This is a genomic window from Longimycelium tulufanense, from assembly GCF_014645795.1.
GTDB classification, from domain to species: Bacteria; Actinomycetota; Actinomycetes; order Mycobacteriales; family Pseudonocardiaceae; genus Longimycelium; species Longimycelium tulufanense.
In genome coordinates, this window is record NZ_BMMK01000001.1 from 277,484 (window position 1) to 292,804 (window position 15,321).

Consider the following 15,321-nt stretch of genomic DNA (forward strand, 5'->3'; position numbering starts at 1 on the left):
CGATGTGCAGTTGGGGGGTCGAAGTGTCGCGGGTTGTGACAGTGGAATCCCCTGCCAGCTCTTTCCGGCACGCCCGTTCCTGGGTGTGGCTGTACTTCCCTTGGGCGGCAACGCAATGGTGGAAGGCTCGGTGACCACGGCTGGCGGGGTCTGCTGATCGACGGTTGCCTTTCTGACCGTGACCAGCGCCCGCGATATCCCGCCATGAGCGGGTTCGCGGGCAGGCGGGAGGTGCCTCATGCACACCGACGACACCACCGCGGACGATCCGCACGACGATCCCACGGCCGTGGCAATCCCACGGCCGCGAACCGCACCCGATAGTGACATTGAAAATCTGCCGAAAACCGGCTCTGACCAGCCAGTTTGGTGGTATGATCAGAGGCGGAGACGTGGCAGTGACCGCCAATATCTCGGCTACGTGAATCCCATTTCCGGCACGGAAGGCGAACGAATCCGCGGGAAACTCGCCGACGTGATCCGTGACCTTCTCGACTGGGCCGCCCAACAATCGCAAGATCAGTCTACTGAGGATGGTGAAGCGGCATGACCTCGGACGAGGTGACCGTCAACCCGCCCGCACCGGCGTTGACCCGGCGTGCCACGTCAGTGTCGGCAACCGTACCGGTCTCCGGACCGTCTGGATTGTCCGACTATGCGGTCTCGCCGTTGGGGATGCCGGTGGCGTTGCTGCGGGACGAGGTGCGGGTGGCGTTCCTCGGCCGTACATCCACCGAGGACCAGCAGGACCCTCGGCAATCCTTATTGCGGCAGCTCGGGAACTCCAAGACCGCGATCCCCGAGTCGTGGGTGATCGTGGCGCACTTCTACGACGTCGAGTCCGGCCGGATGGAGCTGGAGGCACGCGGCCACAAGGAGAACTACGAGCGGTTCGACATCCCCATCGCCCGGGACGGTGGGATCGCCGACCTGTTGGAGGAAGCGTCCCATCCCGGTCGCCGGTTCGACGTGGTGATCTGCGAGTCCGTGTCCCGTGTCGCCCGGCGCACGTTCGAGGGCTTGTCCATCGAGCGCGAGTTGGAACGCTCGGAGGTGCCGCTGTTCGCCGCCAACGAGCCCATCACGCTGACCGGCAGCCGGGCACAACGCATCCTGCAGCGGCGGATCAACCAGTCAGTGGCCGAGTACGAAGTCCTCAACACCCTCGAACAATCCTGGGGCGGGCTGTGTACACACGTGCGCGAGGGCTGGAACATCGGCAAACCGCCCTACGGGTACAGGGCCAAGACCTACCGGCACCCCAACCCCACCAAGGCCGCCAAGGGGCAGATCAAGACCCGGCTCGAACCCGACGGCATGCGGGGCGAGACGGTCACCCAGATCGCGCTGTGGCGCTACCACGAAGGACTCGGCTACGACACCATCGCCGAACGGCTCAACGCCGACTCGACCAAGTACCCGCCGCCCGTCCCACCCGGCAAGGAACGGGCACGCGGCGCCTGGGGCAAGACCAGCGTGTACGAGATCCTGAAGAATCCGAAGTACACCGGCTACCAGGTATTCAACCGCCGCGCCTCCCGCTCCCGAGGCGGTAAGGTCAACGACCCGATCAAGTGGGTGTGGTCCACCGAACCCGCCCACGAGCCGCTCATCCCCAAGTGGATGTGGGACGAACTCAACGCCCGCCGCCAAGCCCGGCGCGGCTCCCGCAACGGCAACACCCTCAACACCCACCCCGCGACCCGACGCACCTACCTGCTGCGCGGCATGGTGTTCTGCGGGTGCGGGCGGCGCATGTTCGGCAACCACCGCCATGGTCACGCCTACTACATGTGCTGGCCCCGCAACAACAACCGCGGACGCCCCGACAAGTACGCCGGCCACCCCAAGGCCGTCTACCTCCGCGAAGACGCTCTGCTGGACGCGGTGTCCCGCTTCTTCGCCGACCGGATCTTCGGGCCCCATCGGCGGGAGATCTTGGCCGCCGACCTTGCCGGGATCGACGACCGGGCCACCCGTGAGCGGCAGGCCGAGCGGGAACGGCTGCAACGGGTGGTGGCGGACGTGGCGCGGCGGCAGAACTCGATCCTGCGCCAAGCCCAGGACGGCGACCCCGACGACCCCTTCACCAAGGCCCTGCGCGGCACCTACAACGACCTGGAAGCCGAGAAGACCGCCGCGCTGGCCGCCCTCGCCCAGCTCGACGCCGCAAACCAGGCCGAACCCGCCCGCCCCAGCACCGACGACATCGCCCTACTCGACACGCTGCCTTACCTGGCGCTCAACCTCGCCACGGCGCCCGAGTCGCTGCTCCGCAAACTGTTCGAGATCACCCAGCTCATCATCCGCCTGCACAACGACAGCGACCACGTGACCATGACCATCCGACTGCCTGCCGACCAACTACCCCAGATCGCCCAGGCGGCCGAAAGGATCACCGAAACCATGACCACTACACAAGAAACGCCTGCTGAAATGGCAGGCGCGGCTTGTGTAGATGCTATACGTGCCCCCGGCAGGATTCGAACCTGCGCACCCGCCTCCGGAGGGCGGTGCACCTGTACGCCTGGCCAGCTCCTCTACCAGCGGTTTTCTCGCCTGATCACCCTTCTCGACGACGAACTTCGGCACGAATAGGGCGTAGCCGCGCGCCGACGAGCCGACGCGTGAGCCGCGGACGGCGGCGCGCTCACCGGTCTGTGCTCCACCCTCCCGGCGTGCCGGCACCGGCCGCGCCCCAGCGGCCACCGGAGGTGAGGGAGGCTCAGGAGGACACGATGAGCCCGGTGCCTTCTATCCGCCCACGTCGTGTTCGGCGCTCTCCGGCCATCTCAGGGCGTGTTCGGGCGAAAGCGCTGGTCACGGCGACCCTTCAGCGGCGCTCCAGACACACGGGTGGCGGTTGTCGGTCGAGCGGCCCCCGGGCGGCGCCGTCCGCCGGGACTCGGAAACCAGAGGTGGCGGGATTGTTGACCCGCGACACCCGCAACACCCGCGGCAGGCTCCTGACCTGCGGTTTCACTGCGGGTTACCCGTCGGTAGTCGGTGGGTCCGACACCCGCACCTACTCGCGGGTAACCCCGCGATGCGGGTGTCCGCGGGTGTCGGCTCTGTGGGCTACCTGCGGGTAACCCGCGGTGTCTGTGCTGGTCACAGCCCTGCTGCGGGTGTTGCGGGTCTTGCGGGGGCCAATTCCGGCCACCTCTGGATTCGGTCCCTACTCGGCAACCGGAACCACGGGGTGTACTACGTCGTGTAGTCGCATGTGTAGGACACTGGCGCTATCGTGGGGGTATGACCAATCCGACTACCGTCCGGTTGGACGAGACGACCCTGCGCCGGCTCGACGAGCTTGCCCAGTGCTACCCCAGCCGCACCGCCGCCGTGGTCGACGCCATCAACAAGGCGTGGCAGGAGCTGCACGAGGCCAAGCTTGCCGCCGCCTACGACGCCGTTGCGGCCGAGAACCCGCACTACCCCTACGAGTCCGCCGAGGAACGTGACGCGATGCGTGCCCGTCGCGCCGCTCGTCTCCAGCGCCTCGCCGACGAGGAGCCTGACGCGTGAGCCACCCGTTACGTGGCGAGGTCTACCGCGCCGACCTTGGCTACGGACTCAAGCCGTGGCTCGTCGTCTCCAACAACCACCGCAACCGAGCCTTCGCCGACATCTTGGTTGTCCGGATCACCACAACCGCCCGTGACCTGCCCACATGGGTGCCGCTGGGACGGGACGACCCCCTCGGGGGCTACGTCAGCACCGACAACATCGAGGTGGCAGGCAAGGACGAACTCGGGCAGCGTCTGGGAGCGCTCTCACCCGGAACCATCGTCAAGGTCAACGAGGCCCTGGCCATCGCGCTCGGCTTGTCCTGACCCGTGGCGTACCCGAGCCCCGGCGACCCAGAGCCGCCGCCCCCGACCGCTTCCCTAAACCAGAGGTGGCCGGAATTGGCCCCCGCAAGACCCGCAACACCCGCAGCAGGGCTGTGACCAGCACAGACACCGCGGGTTACCCGCAGGTAGCCCACAGAGCCGACACCCGCGGACACCCGCATCGCGGGGTTACCCGCGAGTAGGTGCGGGTGTCGGACCCACCGACTACCGACGGGTAACCCGCAGTGAAACCGCAGGTCAGGAGCCTGCCGCGGGTGTTGCGGGTGTCGCGGGTCAACAATCCCGCCACCTCTGGTTTCCGAGTCCCGGCGGACGGCGCCGCCCGGGGGCCGCTCGACCGACAACCGCCACCCGCATCAGGTACTCGGTCCGGGCTGAGCGTGACGGAAGCGCGTCGAGTTCAGCCTGCTGCTCGTCGAGCGCAGCTTGGAGTGTCGGCAGGGAACGCGGCGGGAATGGGGACGAGAAAGGGCTAAGCGGAGTCGCCACCACTCCAGAAGCCCCTGCGGCAACGCTCCCAGCGACGTCCCGCGAGGAGGCGGCCCAGAGCACGAACGATGATCCCGTCTCGGCTCGAATCGCAGTGAGATCGGTCTTCGCCACCTTGGCCACCTTCGCCCCGGCTGGAAGACATCCACCCTCACGAGCCAGGGCACACACCTCTGCGTTGAGCACGGTTCGCGAATGGAGCGGATGACTGTAGACGTAGCTCTCCGTCGGCAGGGATGTCAAGAATTCGCACGCAACTTCTCTGTCTCTCAAGTCACGCATCACTGCCAGCGGCCGGATACCACGGCTCACCGCTTCGTCTACGTCCTGGCACGTCCAGACTGACGCGAACAGCCGAGAAGCTTTGGTGACCTCTAGCCAGATGTCGAGAATGGCGGCACGTTCCTCCACCGTGCATAGGTCGCCACGCGTGGTAGTTCCTGAGAGAATAAAACCATCGACCCAGGTATCAGCAGCCCGTTTCGCGTAGCGAAGTATTGTGCGATTGTCGAGACTGCCGTCAGCTTGACGGAAGGTTAGTGCTGGAACAATGACCTGAGCCATCGTTTCTCCTATCGCATCTTCACCAAGCAGTCATGGATAATCTGAGCGGCTTCCCCAGGAGAGTGCTGATCCGTGTTTATTCTGATGTCGAAGTCACCTGTGCCGTTCAATTCGATGTCGCGCGCTGTCTCGTCCCATGCTGCGATTCGGGCGCTGACGTCGGAGGACCCACGCGCGCGAGCCCTCTCTGCACTGACCTCCCTGGGGCACCACAAAAGCACAGCGAGCCACGATGCCGGGTAGCGTCGGACGGCTTTCACTCCGATGATCTGTCCAAGGTGAAGGACCGGAATCGCGGCGGAGGCGAACAGCTCATCCAAGTATGGTCGATCAACCAGATAACGATTTCCGTATCGCTCGTTCTCATAGATGACGAGGCCACGACGTACGAGGTCATCTACGGCTGCGGCAGTCGTGAACCGGTACCCGTATGTACGGCCACCGCCAACCTTGAGCCTCCGGTAATAGACGCATTCGGGGAACAGCCTCGTTAGCTCCTGTGTGATGGTGTCCTTACCACTAGCAGGAGGCCCGTAGAGAATTACACCCCGACTCACGGTCGAATCACCTGGTCAAGCAGCTCTGCCGCCTGCTGCTGCAATGGACGAGATTCTGCTGAATTATCAATAATCTGATGCTGAATGACTGGGCGAAATTCAATGTCCTTACCTGTCAGGTACTGTTCCCAATGGGCCAGCTTCCACGCATCCCGTGCTGCTCCCCGATGTCGCAAGTAGGTGCGCATGGTGTCTGCGTCGCAGCGCACCCACACCACGTAGAGCTCAGCACCCATGCTCGTCAGGTTCGCGCTCAGTCGATCACACCACGCCTGGTCGCCTAGCTCCCGGATAAAGGGTGCGGTCACGATGGATGAGTTCCCACACTGAGCGTTTTCGATCAACGTCGCGATGAGTGCGTTGTACTCAGCTGGCCGGATCACTGTCAGGTACAGCTCAGACTCGCGGTCGTGTGGGGACTCCCCCAAGGTCTCCAGGGCGGCCTCCACTACAGCGCGGGTAGTGGTGTCCTTGTCCAAGATTGGCCAACCCGTTTCGCGAGCGAGGATGCGTCCAAGCTCTGTCTTGCCGGAACCGGCGTACCCGCCGATGAGCACGACCTTGGGTGTTCTCGGCCGGCCATCGGGTCGCTTGGCCACGCCGGCCGGGTAGTTGACCAGGCGGCTCGAACGCGCACGGTTCAGCACCAAGCCCTCCTCCGCCAGCATCCCCATCGCGCGGTTGATCGTCGCCACGCTGGTGCCCCACTCGTCGGCGAGCGCACGCGTGCTCGGGAGCTGCTGACCGTGAGCCAACCGCCCGGACTCAATGTCGTTGCGGATGTTCCGGGCGATCACCAGCGCACTGGTCCCCCGCTGCAGGTTCTGCGGGCTCGCCGGAGTGGTCATGTCGTCCTCCAGATCGTTTCAGGCGCAATCCAGACTGTAACAGGCTCCGAACAGTTGTGCTCCAAACGAGTGATCTAGGCCCGCATCATCCCTGCTCAGGCAACCTCCCACCAACTTCCCTTGCCTGACCGGTTGACTCGCTCTGATTCGTACTGTTAGCTTCTGTTTCATTCAGATCGATGGTGATGTCGATCACAGATCGCAAGGAGGTGGTTGGGCTACTCGGCAAGGGGTCCCGCTCCCGGTAGTCGGGGTGTGAGGGCTTCGGGCCGTGGGGGTTGGTCTCCCCTGATTACTCGTTCTCGCGAGTGAGAGCTGCGAGCGGCACTCACGTGTCGTCAGGTGGTCGCTCCTAGTGCTGGGGCCAACGTGACCGGCGTGGCGCCATGTAGCCCGATGGGGAGCATGGCGTGAGACCTACGGGGAATCGTCTGGCAGCCACGTTCACCGCGTGAGATATGACTACCGGGAGCGGTAGTCCCATAGCGGATACTGTGCGCCTTTTTCGGGCGCATATACATCAATCTGGGGTGGCCTTTGTCTGTCGTGCCGCCCCGTTTCTCCCCGCCTTTGTTGGGGAGTATCCACGATGCCCACAGGCCGGTGTTGGCGCGGGTCATGTGGGCTGTTCACCGTGGTCGGGGGTGCGGCGCCTGCGGTGTTCGTGCCCCCGACCATTCCCCTATCGATGTCACGTCAACCGTTTTCGAGATTTTTCGATGTGGAGTGATGCGTCATGGCAAAAAACGAGACCGCCGCCCCGGTCGTGGCGTTGCTGCGCCTGGCGGAGGAGAAGGCGTGCACCGGGTATCTGGCGGCGCGGAAGGCACAGATGCGGCTGGGGGCGCGGGTGATGTCGCTGCGCCAGCTGGTCACCGAGCACCCCTCACGCACCGACTACCGGGCAGCGTGGAATGCGGCGGCACTGGCGTTCTACGACGCGGTGCAGCGCACCCGGCTGGCCTACGCCGCCTGGCACCGAGCACAGGTGCGTACCGACGCGAAGTGGACCGCCACGGAAAGCCGTGTGCGTACCTTCCAGCGTCTCGGAGCGTCGCCGCGTACGGCAGTGATCCGCAGCATTCCCAGCGCGGCCGTCTCGTGTGGTGAGGACGTGCCGGGTGGGGAGGCCGCGTGATGGATGTGAACGCGGCCTTGAGCGGCACAAAGCTGACCTGCCCGGCCTGCGGCAACAACTCTGCGTGGAACGGCGTGCAGATCACAACGGCCAGTTCACCACCCAGTGCGGCCGGCGGGTGAAGAAGTGACGCGCTGGTGGGGCGGCCCAGCGGCCAAGCAAGCCCGCCCCACCAGCTCCAACCCCAATCCCTCATGGAAAGGACCGGAGTCATGGGCTGGTTTACCACAGATCGCGACCATCCCACCTTGCGCACGAAGGCTAAGGAACACGCCAAGAAGAAGCGCCGCGAAGCGTGGGCCAGCACGGGCGGAGCGCTGTGCCTGGTCTGTGAGAAACCGATCGCGGCGCGGGCCAGCAAGGCCAACGTCCATCCCAAGTGCGCCCGCAACGCCTCGTGGCTGTGCTGAACCCGCACCCCATCTTCACTGACGTCCCTGATCTGGCATCGCCAACACTTCAAGGGAGAACAAGGAATGCGCACCCTCACCCACACCGACACCGGAACTGTCCGCCTGGAATTAGAGCTGAGCGTGGGAGTGATCGAGGTCTGCGCCGAGGACCGGGACCGCGCCGAGGTCACTCTCACCCCGGCCACCCCGGGCGACGAGGTCGCCGCTGAGTTGATTCGCCGTGCCCAGGTGCACCGTGACGGCTGGCGGATGATGGTGACCGTGCCCCGGCCGGCCAGTGCCGGCACCACCGTGATCCGGACCGGGGGCGGTGTTACCCAGACCTGCATCAACACCGGCGGCGGCATGGTCTTCCAGTCCGGTGGGCACACGATCATCAACGGTCACGTGATCAGCGGAAACACCAACACCACGCCGTCTGGCGGTGCGGTACGTGCGGTGGCCCGGGTGCCCCGGGGTTCCACGCTGGTGATCAGCACCGAGACCGCCTCGGCCTGGACCCACGGGGCACTGGAGCGAATCCAGTTCCGTTCCGAGTTCGGCAACCTCCGCGCGGCCAGCGCGGATGTCCTGAACGCCTCCACCGTCTCCGGCGACATCACCGCGCACGTGGCCGGTTCGGTGACGGTGCACACCACCTCCGGTGACGTCGAGCTGGGACCCACTCACGAGGCGTCGGTGACCACGGTGTCCGGCGATGTCGAGGTCACCGATCTGGGCGGCACCGCCCAGGCCATGACGGTCTCCGGCGACGTGCACATTCAGGCCATCGCCGACTCCCAGGTCACGGCCACCACGATCAGCGGGGACATCAGGGTCACCGCCGAGCCCGGTGTGTCGGTGCGCACCCGCACCCAGACCGTGTCCGGCCGCGTCCGCACCCCGGACCAGGCCGGTGCGTGATGGGCCGCCGGATCACGGTCGAGTTCACCGAGTTGCAGGCGCGGGTCATCGTGCGAGCGCTGCAGTTCGGGCTCCGTGTCGCCCACCGGTTCCCCGGTGGTCTGACCGAGGCGGAGCGCACCGCACTGATCAAGGCCAGTTCCAAGGTCAGCACCGCGCTGTTCTACGACCGCCGACACCCGCACTCTCCTGCCTCTGGCCCTGCGGTGTCAGTCCCGCCACGAACTCCCGCCGCCGGGCCGGGCTCCCCAACCACCAAACGAGCAGTGAGGAGGCAACGGTGACACACCGCTTACCGATCCTGACCACCGCGGCCGTGGCCGGCCTGCTGGTCGCGCTCACCGGTTGCCAGCCCCGCACCGGCACCGAGGCCGCACCGGACCGGGCCGGGTGGGTGGTCGCCGGCACCCCGGGCGAGCAGGTCGGCGCCCGTCACTGGCGGTCCGGTGCGGAGTCGGGGGACTCCGTGCTGTGTGTGCGGGCCGGCGCCCCGGTCGACCGTCATGGCCTGCACGACCCCGCCGACCAGAGGCGCGTCGTCGCCAGCTACGGCGCCCTGTTCACCGCCGGTCAGCCCTGCCCGCCCGGCCGGGAGGACACCCGCCTCAGCCCCGAGTTGGAGCGGGAGGCCCGCGGCGCGCTGCGGGACCCCCGCCCGCCGGTGTGGCAGCGGGTGTGTCAGGGCGGCCCGCACGACGGGTCCGAGATCGCCTACTACGACGCGGCACCCACCGACATGGCCGCCATGGAGCGCCTCTGCCCCACCGGCTAACCCCGCCCCGGAGACGCACGCACTCAGACCGGGCAACCCGCCGGGTCACGACACCAAGGAGATCACCATGGGTCTCTTCCGCAGCAAGCCCAGTAAGCCGAAGCCGGCGAGTGGCCGCACGTGGGTCGAGGTTCCCGTTTGCCCCACGATCCCGAACTGCCGGCACGAGCACTACTACGAAGAGCGCGACGGGAACGTGATGCGCGGCAACTGCAAGGACTGCCCCGCCACCTGGACGCGACCAGTTCGCTGATCCGCCAACAACAGGTCTGCTGCCCCGGCCCGGCGGTGTCAGTCCCGCCAAGAATTCCCGCCGCCCGGCCGGGCTCCCCAACCACGTGAACGAGTAATGAGGAGAACCACCATGTTCCAGGTCGACACCCATGCTGCACGAGCGGTGCTGGATTTCCTCGACAGCCATCCGCAGCTTCCCCGCATCGCGGCCATTGACCACCACTCGTATTCCCACCCACGAGACAGGCGCAGCTATCACGACCTGCAGATCGATGACGAGAGTATTGCGGCCGCGTTGGCGTGGCACGACGTCCTCACCGAGGTGAGGGTGGTACTCAACGACTACCCGGACAGCGGATCTGTCCACATCGGGCTGTACGGGTTGCTGCCCACCGGTCCCGGTGTGCACGTCTACGCCGCAGTGCGTGGTGACGAGCGGATCGCGTTGCTGCTTAACACCGATCTCCGGTTCATCTCCCACGGGTGCGAGGTTGACGTCAGCGTGCTGCGTCGGCTGACCGATGCGCGCGTGGCGGAAGCGGTGGCCTGATGGTGCACCTCCGCGTGGAGGGACGTCCCGACGAGATCGCGCATGCAGTGACGCTGTTGCGGTGCGTACTGCGCATCAGCTCAACCAGTCCCTTCTATCCCCACCGTCGGGATGGCGGGACCGGCCTGGTCTACCTCGATGCCGCTCCACTCCCTGCTCAGGAAGGGAAGGACTCGGCATGAAGTTCCTACGCCGCCTGCAAGACCGCGTCCTGACGACGCTGGACGAGTGGAGCACCTGCCACACCAGCAACCAGTAGCCACACCACCCTGGCCCTGCGGTGTCAGTCCCGCCAAGAACTCCCGCCGCCGGGCCGGGCTCCCCAACCACCAAACGAGCAGTGAGGACACCCATGTCTGTGATGCACATCGTCCCAAGCGTGCGCGCCACTCTCGCTGACCTCGGCCTGGCCAGCTACCGCACCTACTGCGGTGTGACGTTGACCCGAGGTGCGCAGAGGAACGCTCCAATGTGCCCGGCCTGCATGAAGAAGGCCGGGTGGAAGGACGACAAGCGCAAGCACTGAAGACCGAGCACCGGCCCGGCAGCCAGTTCTGCCATGGAATCCCGCCGCCGGGCCGGTCCCTGCCCCAGTGACTAGGGGAAAGGACTTTGCAATGGACACATTGACCACGATGCCGGTCGGGCTGGTCGAGGTGATGGTGCGCCGTGGTGACCGCATGGGGGCCATGCTCGGTGAACCGACCAGCTCACCCGGGTTGTTCATCGTTCCCGATCCGGGCAGCGACGGAGTGACCTGGACCGGGAATTTCTGCGTTGTGCACAGTGCTTCCGGTCACACCGCTGTCCGGCCGACCGCTCTGGCCTACGCCCGCGAAGTTGCCGAGCAGCTCGCTGAATCCGGCGTGGACTGGACCCGGCCACTGAAGGAACTGCACACGCGGGACGAGGCCAAGGACGCCTACCTGCGGGTAATGCTGGCGCTGGATGCCGCGGAGGACACGGGAACACCGCTGCGGTGGGCGCGACTGAGCTGGCGACAGCATCCGCCGTTGTACCGGATCCTCGGCGACCGGTACTACGACGATGTCGTCTTCCGTGGCTGGCCTGAGCTGGTGGACTGGCTGGACCAGCTGGTGGAGGACTACTGGTCGCCGAGCCCGACACCCACAGCCCGGGTGGTACGCGACACGAATCCCGCGTGGCAGCTGGTCTGCGCCGCACCCCTGTGCGGCCACCGTCGCCGTGAACCTGCCGCAGTGCACTTCACCACCGAGGACGGCGACGAGTTCGAAGGCATCACCTCCGAACGGCACGAGCTGGTCGAGGCCGCCGCCTATGAGGGATGGCGGGACGTCGACGGAGAGCACTGGATGTGCCCGCACTGCAGCGCGGCCCACCCCAAGCGCACCGAGTGGGAGCGCTGCTGACCATGGTTGCGCCTCGACCGATCACCGAAATCCTCACCGAAGTCCTGCGCAGCGTTCCCGCCGCCAACCCACCGCTGCAGGAACGCGTGGCCTGGCTACGCCGCAAGACCATCCTGCTCGAGGAGATCGCCCACCACGGGGGACCCGAGGCAGCTCCGGCCCTGGACCGCGCTGCCAACGCCCGGGCTGAGGCAGCCCGCATCCATCGAGTCAGCTTCCCCAAACCGTGAAAGGAGAACGCGACCGATCTTGGCGGCTACATGGCCGAGAGGAAGGCCGCGTTCTCCGGCTGAGTGCGCCCCGGCCCGGCGGTGTCAGTCCCGCCAAGAACTCCCGCCGCCGGGCCGGGCTCCCCAACCACCAACGAGCAGTGAGGAGAGCCCCATTATGTCTGCGCCGAACAGGGCGACACACCGCCCACCCGAACGGCAGCGCAGCGCCTACCCACCCCGCGTGGAGGACTTGGTGCCGCAGGCGCGGGGGCTGGCCGAGCAGTTGGGCCAGATCCCCTCCCGCAACCGGATCATGGAGGAGTTCCGGGTGGGTGCCCCGAAGGCGCGCGCTATCCGGGAGGCGCTGGTCGGCTCCGAGTTCGGCCCGGACTGTGCGCCCGAGCGGACCCGGCTGCGGGTGGTCGGCCAGCCCCACCCGGCCGAGCCGGAGCCGGGCACGGACCCGGGTCCCGACACCGTGGCCGAGACCGACGCCCCGGCCGCCGAACCCGCTCCGACGACCCCGCCGACCGGACCGGCCAGCAGCAGCGTGCCGGCGGAGCCGGCCCCGGTTCCCGGACCCATCCCTCAGCCGTCACATACCCCGAAGCGGGACGTGGAGGCGGCGCAGACCAGCACACCCGCAGACCCGGGCACGAACCCGAACACGACCGCCGGCCCGAACCCGGCAGAGGACCCGGGACCGCCGGTGGCGCGGTGGCCGGTGTTGTTGTTGGCCGCGCCCGCGTTCGTGGCGATCTGGTCGGGCTGGGTGGGTCTGGGTGCGCTGACCGGGTTCGGGGTGGTGCACCCGCTACCCGGGATCTGGGACAGCTTCACGCTCAACACCGCGATCACGTTGCCGATCGGGGTGGAGACCTACGCCGCCTACGCCCTGCGGATCTGGCTGGCTTCCCATGTGCCGGCCCGCGCCCGGCGGTTCGCCAAGTGGTCCGCGCTGGGCTCCCTGCTGCTGGGGATGCTCGGCCAGATCGCCTACCACCTGATGAAGGCCGCCGGCTACACCGCCGCACCCTGGCCCATCACCACCGCCGTGTCCTGCCTGCCGGTGGCCGTGCTCGGCATGGGCGCCGCACTGGCCCACCTCATGCACACCGACGAGACCCGGAAGGAGGAGAACTGATGTCGACCACAACCCCGGTGGCCACACCCGACCCGGACGAGCCGCAGGACCCCACGGGTGGGCGGGTGCTGGACTTCCCCGGGTCCATGCGGTCCCCGAACGGCACGGAGACTGACACTCCGCCTGCTGGCGGTGTGGACGGTGGCAGCCATTTCGAGGTCGAGTTGGACCCCGAACCGCAACCCGGCGGCGCCCCGGTGGACACGCCCGGCGCCACGCTGACCGACGCACGGCAAGGGAACACATCGGACGGTCGCCGCCCGGTGATCCCGGTGGCACTTCAGGGATGGGCCAACATCAAAGCCACCCTGTACGACGCCGCCCGCCAGGTGGGGCACCTGGCTGGCTACCACGCGGTGCGTATGCCGTGGTACGCCGTCCAGATGTGCTGGTGGGCAGTGGTCGGCGCGTTCCGGCTGGTGATCCGGCAACTGCGGTGGTGGTGGGTGACCGAGCAACACGCGCTACGCCAGCGCGCGGCCAGCGCTGATGACCCGATGGCCTGGCTGCGGTTACACCAGGAAGCCAAACGGACCCGCGTGTGGCGCGGCCTGGTGATCGCTGTCGAGGTGTTCGCGGTGGTGGTCGGTGCCCCGCTGCTGTGGGCGCAGGCGCCCTGGTGGGTGGTGGTCGCCGGGGGTGCGCTGGCCGTGGTGGGTCTGGCCCGCCTGGGTCGGCCCGTGGACCGACCGATCGTGTCCGCCGCGGTGGTCGCCGGCCGGCACCGCCGGTTGAACGCCGACATTGTGCTGCGCGCCTACTACGCCGCCGGTCTGGGACATCCGGACAAGCCCAATCAGCAGATCGGGTTTGGGTCCACCATGTCCCGCGACAAGACCGACACCGGGTCGCAGGTGGTCATCGATCTGCCCTACGGCAAGGGCTTCGACGACGCACTGAAGGCCAAGGGCGCCATCGCATCCGGGTTGGACGTGTCGATCAACCAGGTGTTCCTCACCCGCGATCCGTCGTCGCACCGCCGGCACACCCTGTTCGTGGCCGACCGGGACCCGCTGGCTCTTCCCGCCGGCCGCACACCGCTGGTCGACGGCAAGCTGCGGGACATCTGGAAGCCGGCACCGTTCGGGTTGGACGAACGCGGTCGCAAGGTCACGCTGCCGCTGATGTGGATCAGCGTCCTGGTGGGGGCGCAGCCCCGCAAGGGCAAGACGTTCTCCGCCCGCCTGTTGGCCCTGTATGCCGCGCTCGACCCCTACGTGCGGTTGATTGTGGTGGACGGCAAGAACTCCCCGGACTGGGACAAGTTCCGGCTGGTGGCGCACCGCGCGGTCTTCGGCACCGTGCCCAATAGCCGCGACACCGACCCGGTCACCCACCTACTGGAGGCGTTGCGGGAGATCAAACGCCACATCCAGGACGTCAACGAGTTGTTGTCCACGCTGCCGGTCACCGAGTGCCCAGAGGGCAAGCTCACCCCGCAGCTGGCACGCACGTATCCGCAGTTGCGGGTGTGGATGCTGGTCATGGAGGAGTTCCAGGTCTACTTCGAACTGGACGATCAGGACGTCAACAAGGAGATCGCCGCCCTGCTGTCGTTCATCATGGCCGTGGGCCCCTCCGCCGGGGTGATCATCCTGTCCTCCTCGCAGAAGCCCTCCGGTGTCGGCGCCGGGGATGTGTCCCGGCTGTTCAACCGCTACCGGGACAACCACGCCGTCCGGTTCGCCCTCAAGTGCGGCAACCGGACGGTGTCCGAAGCGGTGCTGGGCGGGGATGCCTACGCCGAAGGATTCGACGCCTCGGCGCTGCCCACGGGCGCGGCCTACCGGGGCGTGGGGATTCTGTACGGCGCCAGCGATGACACCCCGATCGTGCGCACGTATCTGGCCGACCACACCGACGCGGAAAAAATCCTGCTCGCGGCGCGGAAACACCGCCAGGCGGCCGGGACGCTGTCCGGGCTGGCGGCCGGGGAGGACCTCGACCGCGACACGCGGGACGTGCTGGCCGACGCCCGCGCGATGTTCAACCCCGGTGACAAGGGGTTGCAGTGGGAGGAGCTGGCCGCCCGCTTGGCCGACCGGATTCCCGAGCACTACGCCGAGATCACCGCCGAGGCCATCTCCGCCCAGCTGCGCGGTCTCCGGATACGCAGCGTAGACGTCAAGCGCCACGGCGCCGCCCGCAAGGGCTGCAAGGCCGAGGACCTCGACACCGCGCTCGCCGCCCGCGCCGCCAGCTAACCCGGTCGCGACGCTCCCGCGACCGGTCGCGCCTCCGCGACTCGA

At 67.2% G+C, this 15,321-nt stretch carries 18 protein-coding genes; 17 read left to right on the forward strand and 1 reads right to left on the reverse strand.

The annotated features are described in order from the left end of the window. Nucleotides 1-238: 238 nt before the first annotated feature. The 4 genes from IEY55_RS01115 (at nt 239) to IEY55_RS01130 (ending at nt 3,836) form a co-directional block, all read left to right on the forward strand. Nucleotides 239-550, forward strand: a complete 312-nt coding sequence (locus IEY55_RS01115; protein WP_189052903.1) for a hypothetical protein — start codon at nt 239-241, stop codon at nt 548-550. Further along, nucleotides 547-2,598, forward strand: a complete 2,052-nt coding sequence (locus IEY55_RS01120; protein ID WP_189052904.1) for a recombinase family protein — start codon at nt 547-549, stop codon at nt 2,596-2,598. Before IEY55_RS01115 ends, IEY55_RS01120 begins: the two co-directional genes overlap by 4 nt. Nucleotides 2,599-3,255: 657 nt before the next feature. Further along, on the forward strand, nt 3,256-3,528 hold the full coding sequence (locus IEY55_RS01125; RefSeq protein ID WP_189052905.1) for a ribbon-helix-helix domain-containing protein: 273 nt from the start codon (nt 3,256-3,258) through the stop codon (nt 3,526-3,528). Further along, nucleotides 3,525-3,836: a type II toxin-antitoxin system PemK/MazF family toxin gene (locus IEY55_RS01130; protein ID WP_189052906.1), complete on the forward strand. Its 312-nt coding sequence runs from the start codon at nt 3,525-3,527 to the stop codon at nt 3,834-3,836. Before IEY55_RS01125 ends, IEY55_RS01130 begins: the two co-directional genes overlap by 4 nt. A 1,627-nt stretch (nt 3,837-5,463) precedes the next feature. Here the strand turns inward: IEY55_RS01130 and IEY55_RS01135 are convergent. Continuing rightward, entirely contained in the window at nt 5,464-6,315 is an 852-nt protein-coding gene (locus IEY55_RS01135) for a GntR family transcriptional regulator (protein ID WP_189052907.1), read from the reverse strand. Nucleotides 6,316-7,051: 736 nt separating this feature from the next. On the opposite strand from IEY55_RS01135, the gene IEY55_RS01140 reads away from it, so the two are divergent. The 13 genes from IEY55_RS01140 (at nt 7,052) to IEY55_RS01200 (ending at nt 15,276) form a co-directional block, all read left to right on the forward strand. Beyond that, nucleotides 7,052-7,453 carry a hypothetical protein gene (locus IEY55_RS01140; RefSeq protein ID WP_189052908.1) on the forward strand — a complete coding sequence of 134 codons (402 nt, stop codon included), beginning with the start codon at nt 7,052-7,054 and terminating at the stop codon, nt 7,451-7,453. Nucleotides 7,454-7,701: 248 nt separating this feature from the next. After that, nucleotides 7,702-7,863 carry a hypothetical protein gene (locus tag IEY55_RS01145; RefSeq protein WP_189052909.1) on the forward strand — a complete coding sequence of 54 codons (162 nt, stop codon included), beginning with the start codon at nt 7,702-7,704 and terminating at the stop codon, nt 7,861-7,863. A 66-nt stretch (nt 7,864-7,929) separates the two neighbouring features. Next, a complete protein-coding gene (locus IEY55_RS01150; RefSeq protein WP_189052910.1) occupies nt 7,930-8,769 on the forward strand; it encodes a DUF4097 family beta strand repeat-containing protein in 840 nt (279 codons plus the stop codon). Then, nucleotides 8,769-9,053, forward strand: a complete 285-nt coding sequence (locus IEY55_RS01155; protein ID WP_189052911.1) for a hypothetical protein — start codon at nt 8,769-8,771, stop codon at nt 9,051-9,053. The genes IEY55_RS01150 and IEY55_RS01155 overlap by 1 nt, the downstream gene beginning before the upstream one ends. Next, nucleotides 9,050-9,541, forward strand: coding sequence for a hypothetical protein (locus tag IEY55_RS01160; RefSeq protein WP_189052912.1), 492 nt, complete (start codon nt 9,050-9,052; stop codon nt 9,539-9,541). The genes IEY55_RS01155 and IEY55_RS01160 overlap by 4 nt, the downstream gene beginning before the upstream one ends. Nucleotides 9,542-9,608: 67 nt before the next feature. Beyond that, complete coding sequence (locus IEY55_RS01165; RefSeq protein WP_189052913.1) at nt 9,609-9,794, forward strand: hypothetical protein; 186 nt, start codon at nt 9,609-9,611, stop codon at nt 9,792-9,794. 111 nt (nt 9,795-9,905) lie between these two features. After that, entirely contained in the window at nt 9,906-10,325 is a 420-nt protein-coding gene (locus IEY55_RS01170; RefSeq protein WP_189052914.1) for a hypothetical protein, read from the forward strand. Continuing rightward, nucleotides 10,325-10,507 carry a hypothetical protein gene (locus IEY55_RS01175; RefSeq protein WP_189052915.1) on the forward strand — a complete coding sequence of 61 codons (183 nt, stop codon included), beginning with the start codon at nt 10,325-10,327 and terminating at the stop codon, nt 10,505-10,507. The genes IEY55_RS01170 and IEY55_RS01175 overlap by 1 nt, the downstream gene beginning before the upstream one ends. 197 nt (nt 10,508-10,704) lie before the next feature. Next, on the forward strand, nt 10,705-10,851 hold the full coding sequence (locus tag IEY55_RS01180; protein ID WP_189053379.1) for a hypothetical protein: 147 nt from the start codon (nt 10,705-10,707) through the stop codon (nt 10,849-10,851). A gap of 91 nt (nt 10,852-10,942) precedes the next feature. Then, nucleotides 10,943-11,716 carry a hypothetical protein gene (locus IEY55_RS01185; RefSeq protein WP_189052916.1) on the forward strand — a complete coding sequence of 258 codons (774 nt, stop codon included), beginning with the start codon at nt 10,943-10,945 and terminating at the stop codon, nt 11,714-11,716. 2 nt (nt 11,717-11,718) lie between these two features. Beyond that, entirely contained in the window at nt 11,719-11,946 is a 228-nt protein-coding gene (locus IEY55_RS01190; protein ID WP_189052918.1) for a hypothetical protein, read from the forward strand. 157 nt (nt 11,947-12,103) lie between these two features. Next, nucleotides 12,104-13,072 carry an ABC transporter permease gene (locus IEY55_RS01195; RefSeq protein ID WP_189052920.1) on the forward strand — a complete coding sequence of 323 codons (969 nt, stop codon included), beginning with the start codon at nt 12,104-12,106 and terminating at the stop codon, nt 13,070-13,072. Beyond that, entirely contained in the window at nt 13,072-15,276 is a 2,205-nt protein-coding gene (locus IEY55_RS01200) for a cell division protein FtsK (RefSeq protein ID WP_189052922.1), read from the forward strand. Before IEY55_RS01195 ends, IEY55_RS01200 begins: the two co-directional genes overlap by 1 nt. The last annotated feature ends 45 nt before the right edge of the window (nt 15,277-15,321 follow it).

Excerpts from the sequence above, each read along its gene's own strand:
- IEY55_RS01195 (WP_189052920.1), top strand. The coding sequence starts at position 12,104 with ATGTCTGCGCCGAACAGGGCGACACACCGCCCACCCGAACGGCAGCGC.
- IEY55_RS01185 (WP_189052916.1), top strand. The coding sequence starts at position 10,943 with ATGGACACATTGACCACGATGCCGGTCGGGCTGGTCGAGGTGATGGTG.
- IEY55_RS01150 (WP_189052910.1), top strand. The coding sequence starts at position 7,930 with ATGCGCACCCTCACCCACACCGACACCGGAACTGTCCGCCTGGAATTA.
- IEY55_RS01200 (WP_189052922.1), top strand. The coding sequence starts at position 13,072 with ATGTCGACCACAACCCCGGTGGCCACACCCGACCCGGACGAGCCGCAG.
- IEY55_RS01140 (WP_189052908.1), top strand. The coding sequence starts at position 7,052 with ATGGCAAAAAACGAGACCGCCGCCCCGGTCGTGGCGTTGCTGCGCCTG.
- IEY55_RS01135 (WP_189052907.1), bottom strand. The coding sequence starts at position 6,315 with ATGACCACTCCGGCGAGCCCGCAGAACCTGCAGCGGGGGACCAGTGCG.
- IEY55_RS01170 (WP_189052914.1), top strand. The coding sequence starts at position 9,906 with ATGTTCCAGGTCGACACCCATGCTGCACGAGCGGTGCTGGATTTCCTC.
- IEY55_RS01190 (WP_189052918.1), top strand. The coding sequence starts at position 11,719 with ATGGTTGCGCCTCGACCGATCACCGAAATCCTCACCGAAGTCCTGCGC.
- IEY55_RS01175 (WP_189052915.1), top strand. The coding sequence starts at position 10,325 with ATGGTGCACCTCCGCGTGGAGGGACGTCCCGACGAGATCGCGCATGCA.
- IEY55_RS01165 (WP_189052913.1), top strand. The coding sequence starts at position 9,609 with ATGGGTCTCTTCCGCAGCAAGCCCAGTAAGCCGAAGCCGGCGAGTGGC.
- IEY55_RS01125 (WP_189052905.1), top strand. The coding sequence starts at position 3,256 with ATGACCAATCCGACTACCGTCCGGTTGGACGAGACGACCCTGCGCCGG.
- IEY55_RS01115 (WP_189052903.1), top strand. The coding sequence starts at position 239 with ATGCACACCGACGACACCACCGCGGACGATCCGCACGACGATCCCACG.
- IEY55_RS01155 (WP_189052911.1), top strand. The coding sequence starts at position 8,769 with ATGGGCCGCCGGATCACGGTCGAGTTCACCGAGTTGCAGGCGCGGGTC.
- IEY55_RS01120 (WP_189052904.1), top strand. The coding sequence starts at position 547 with ATGACCTCGGACGAGGTGACCGTCAACCCGCCCGCACCGGCGTTGACC.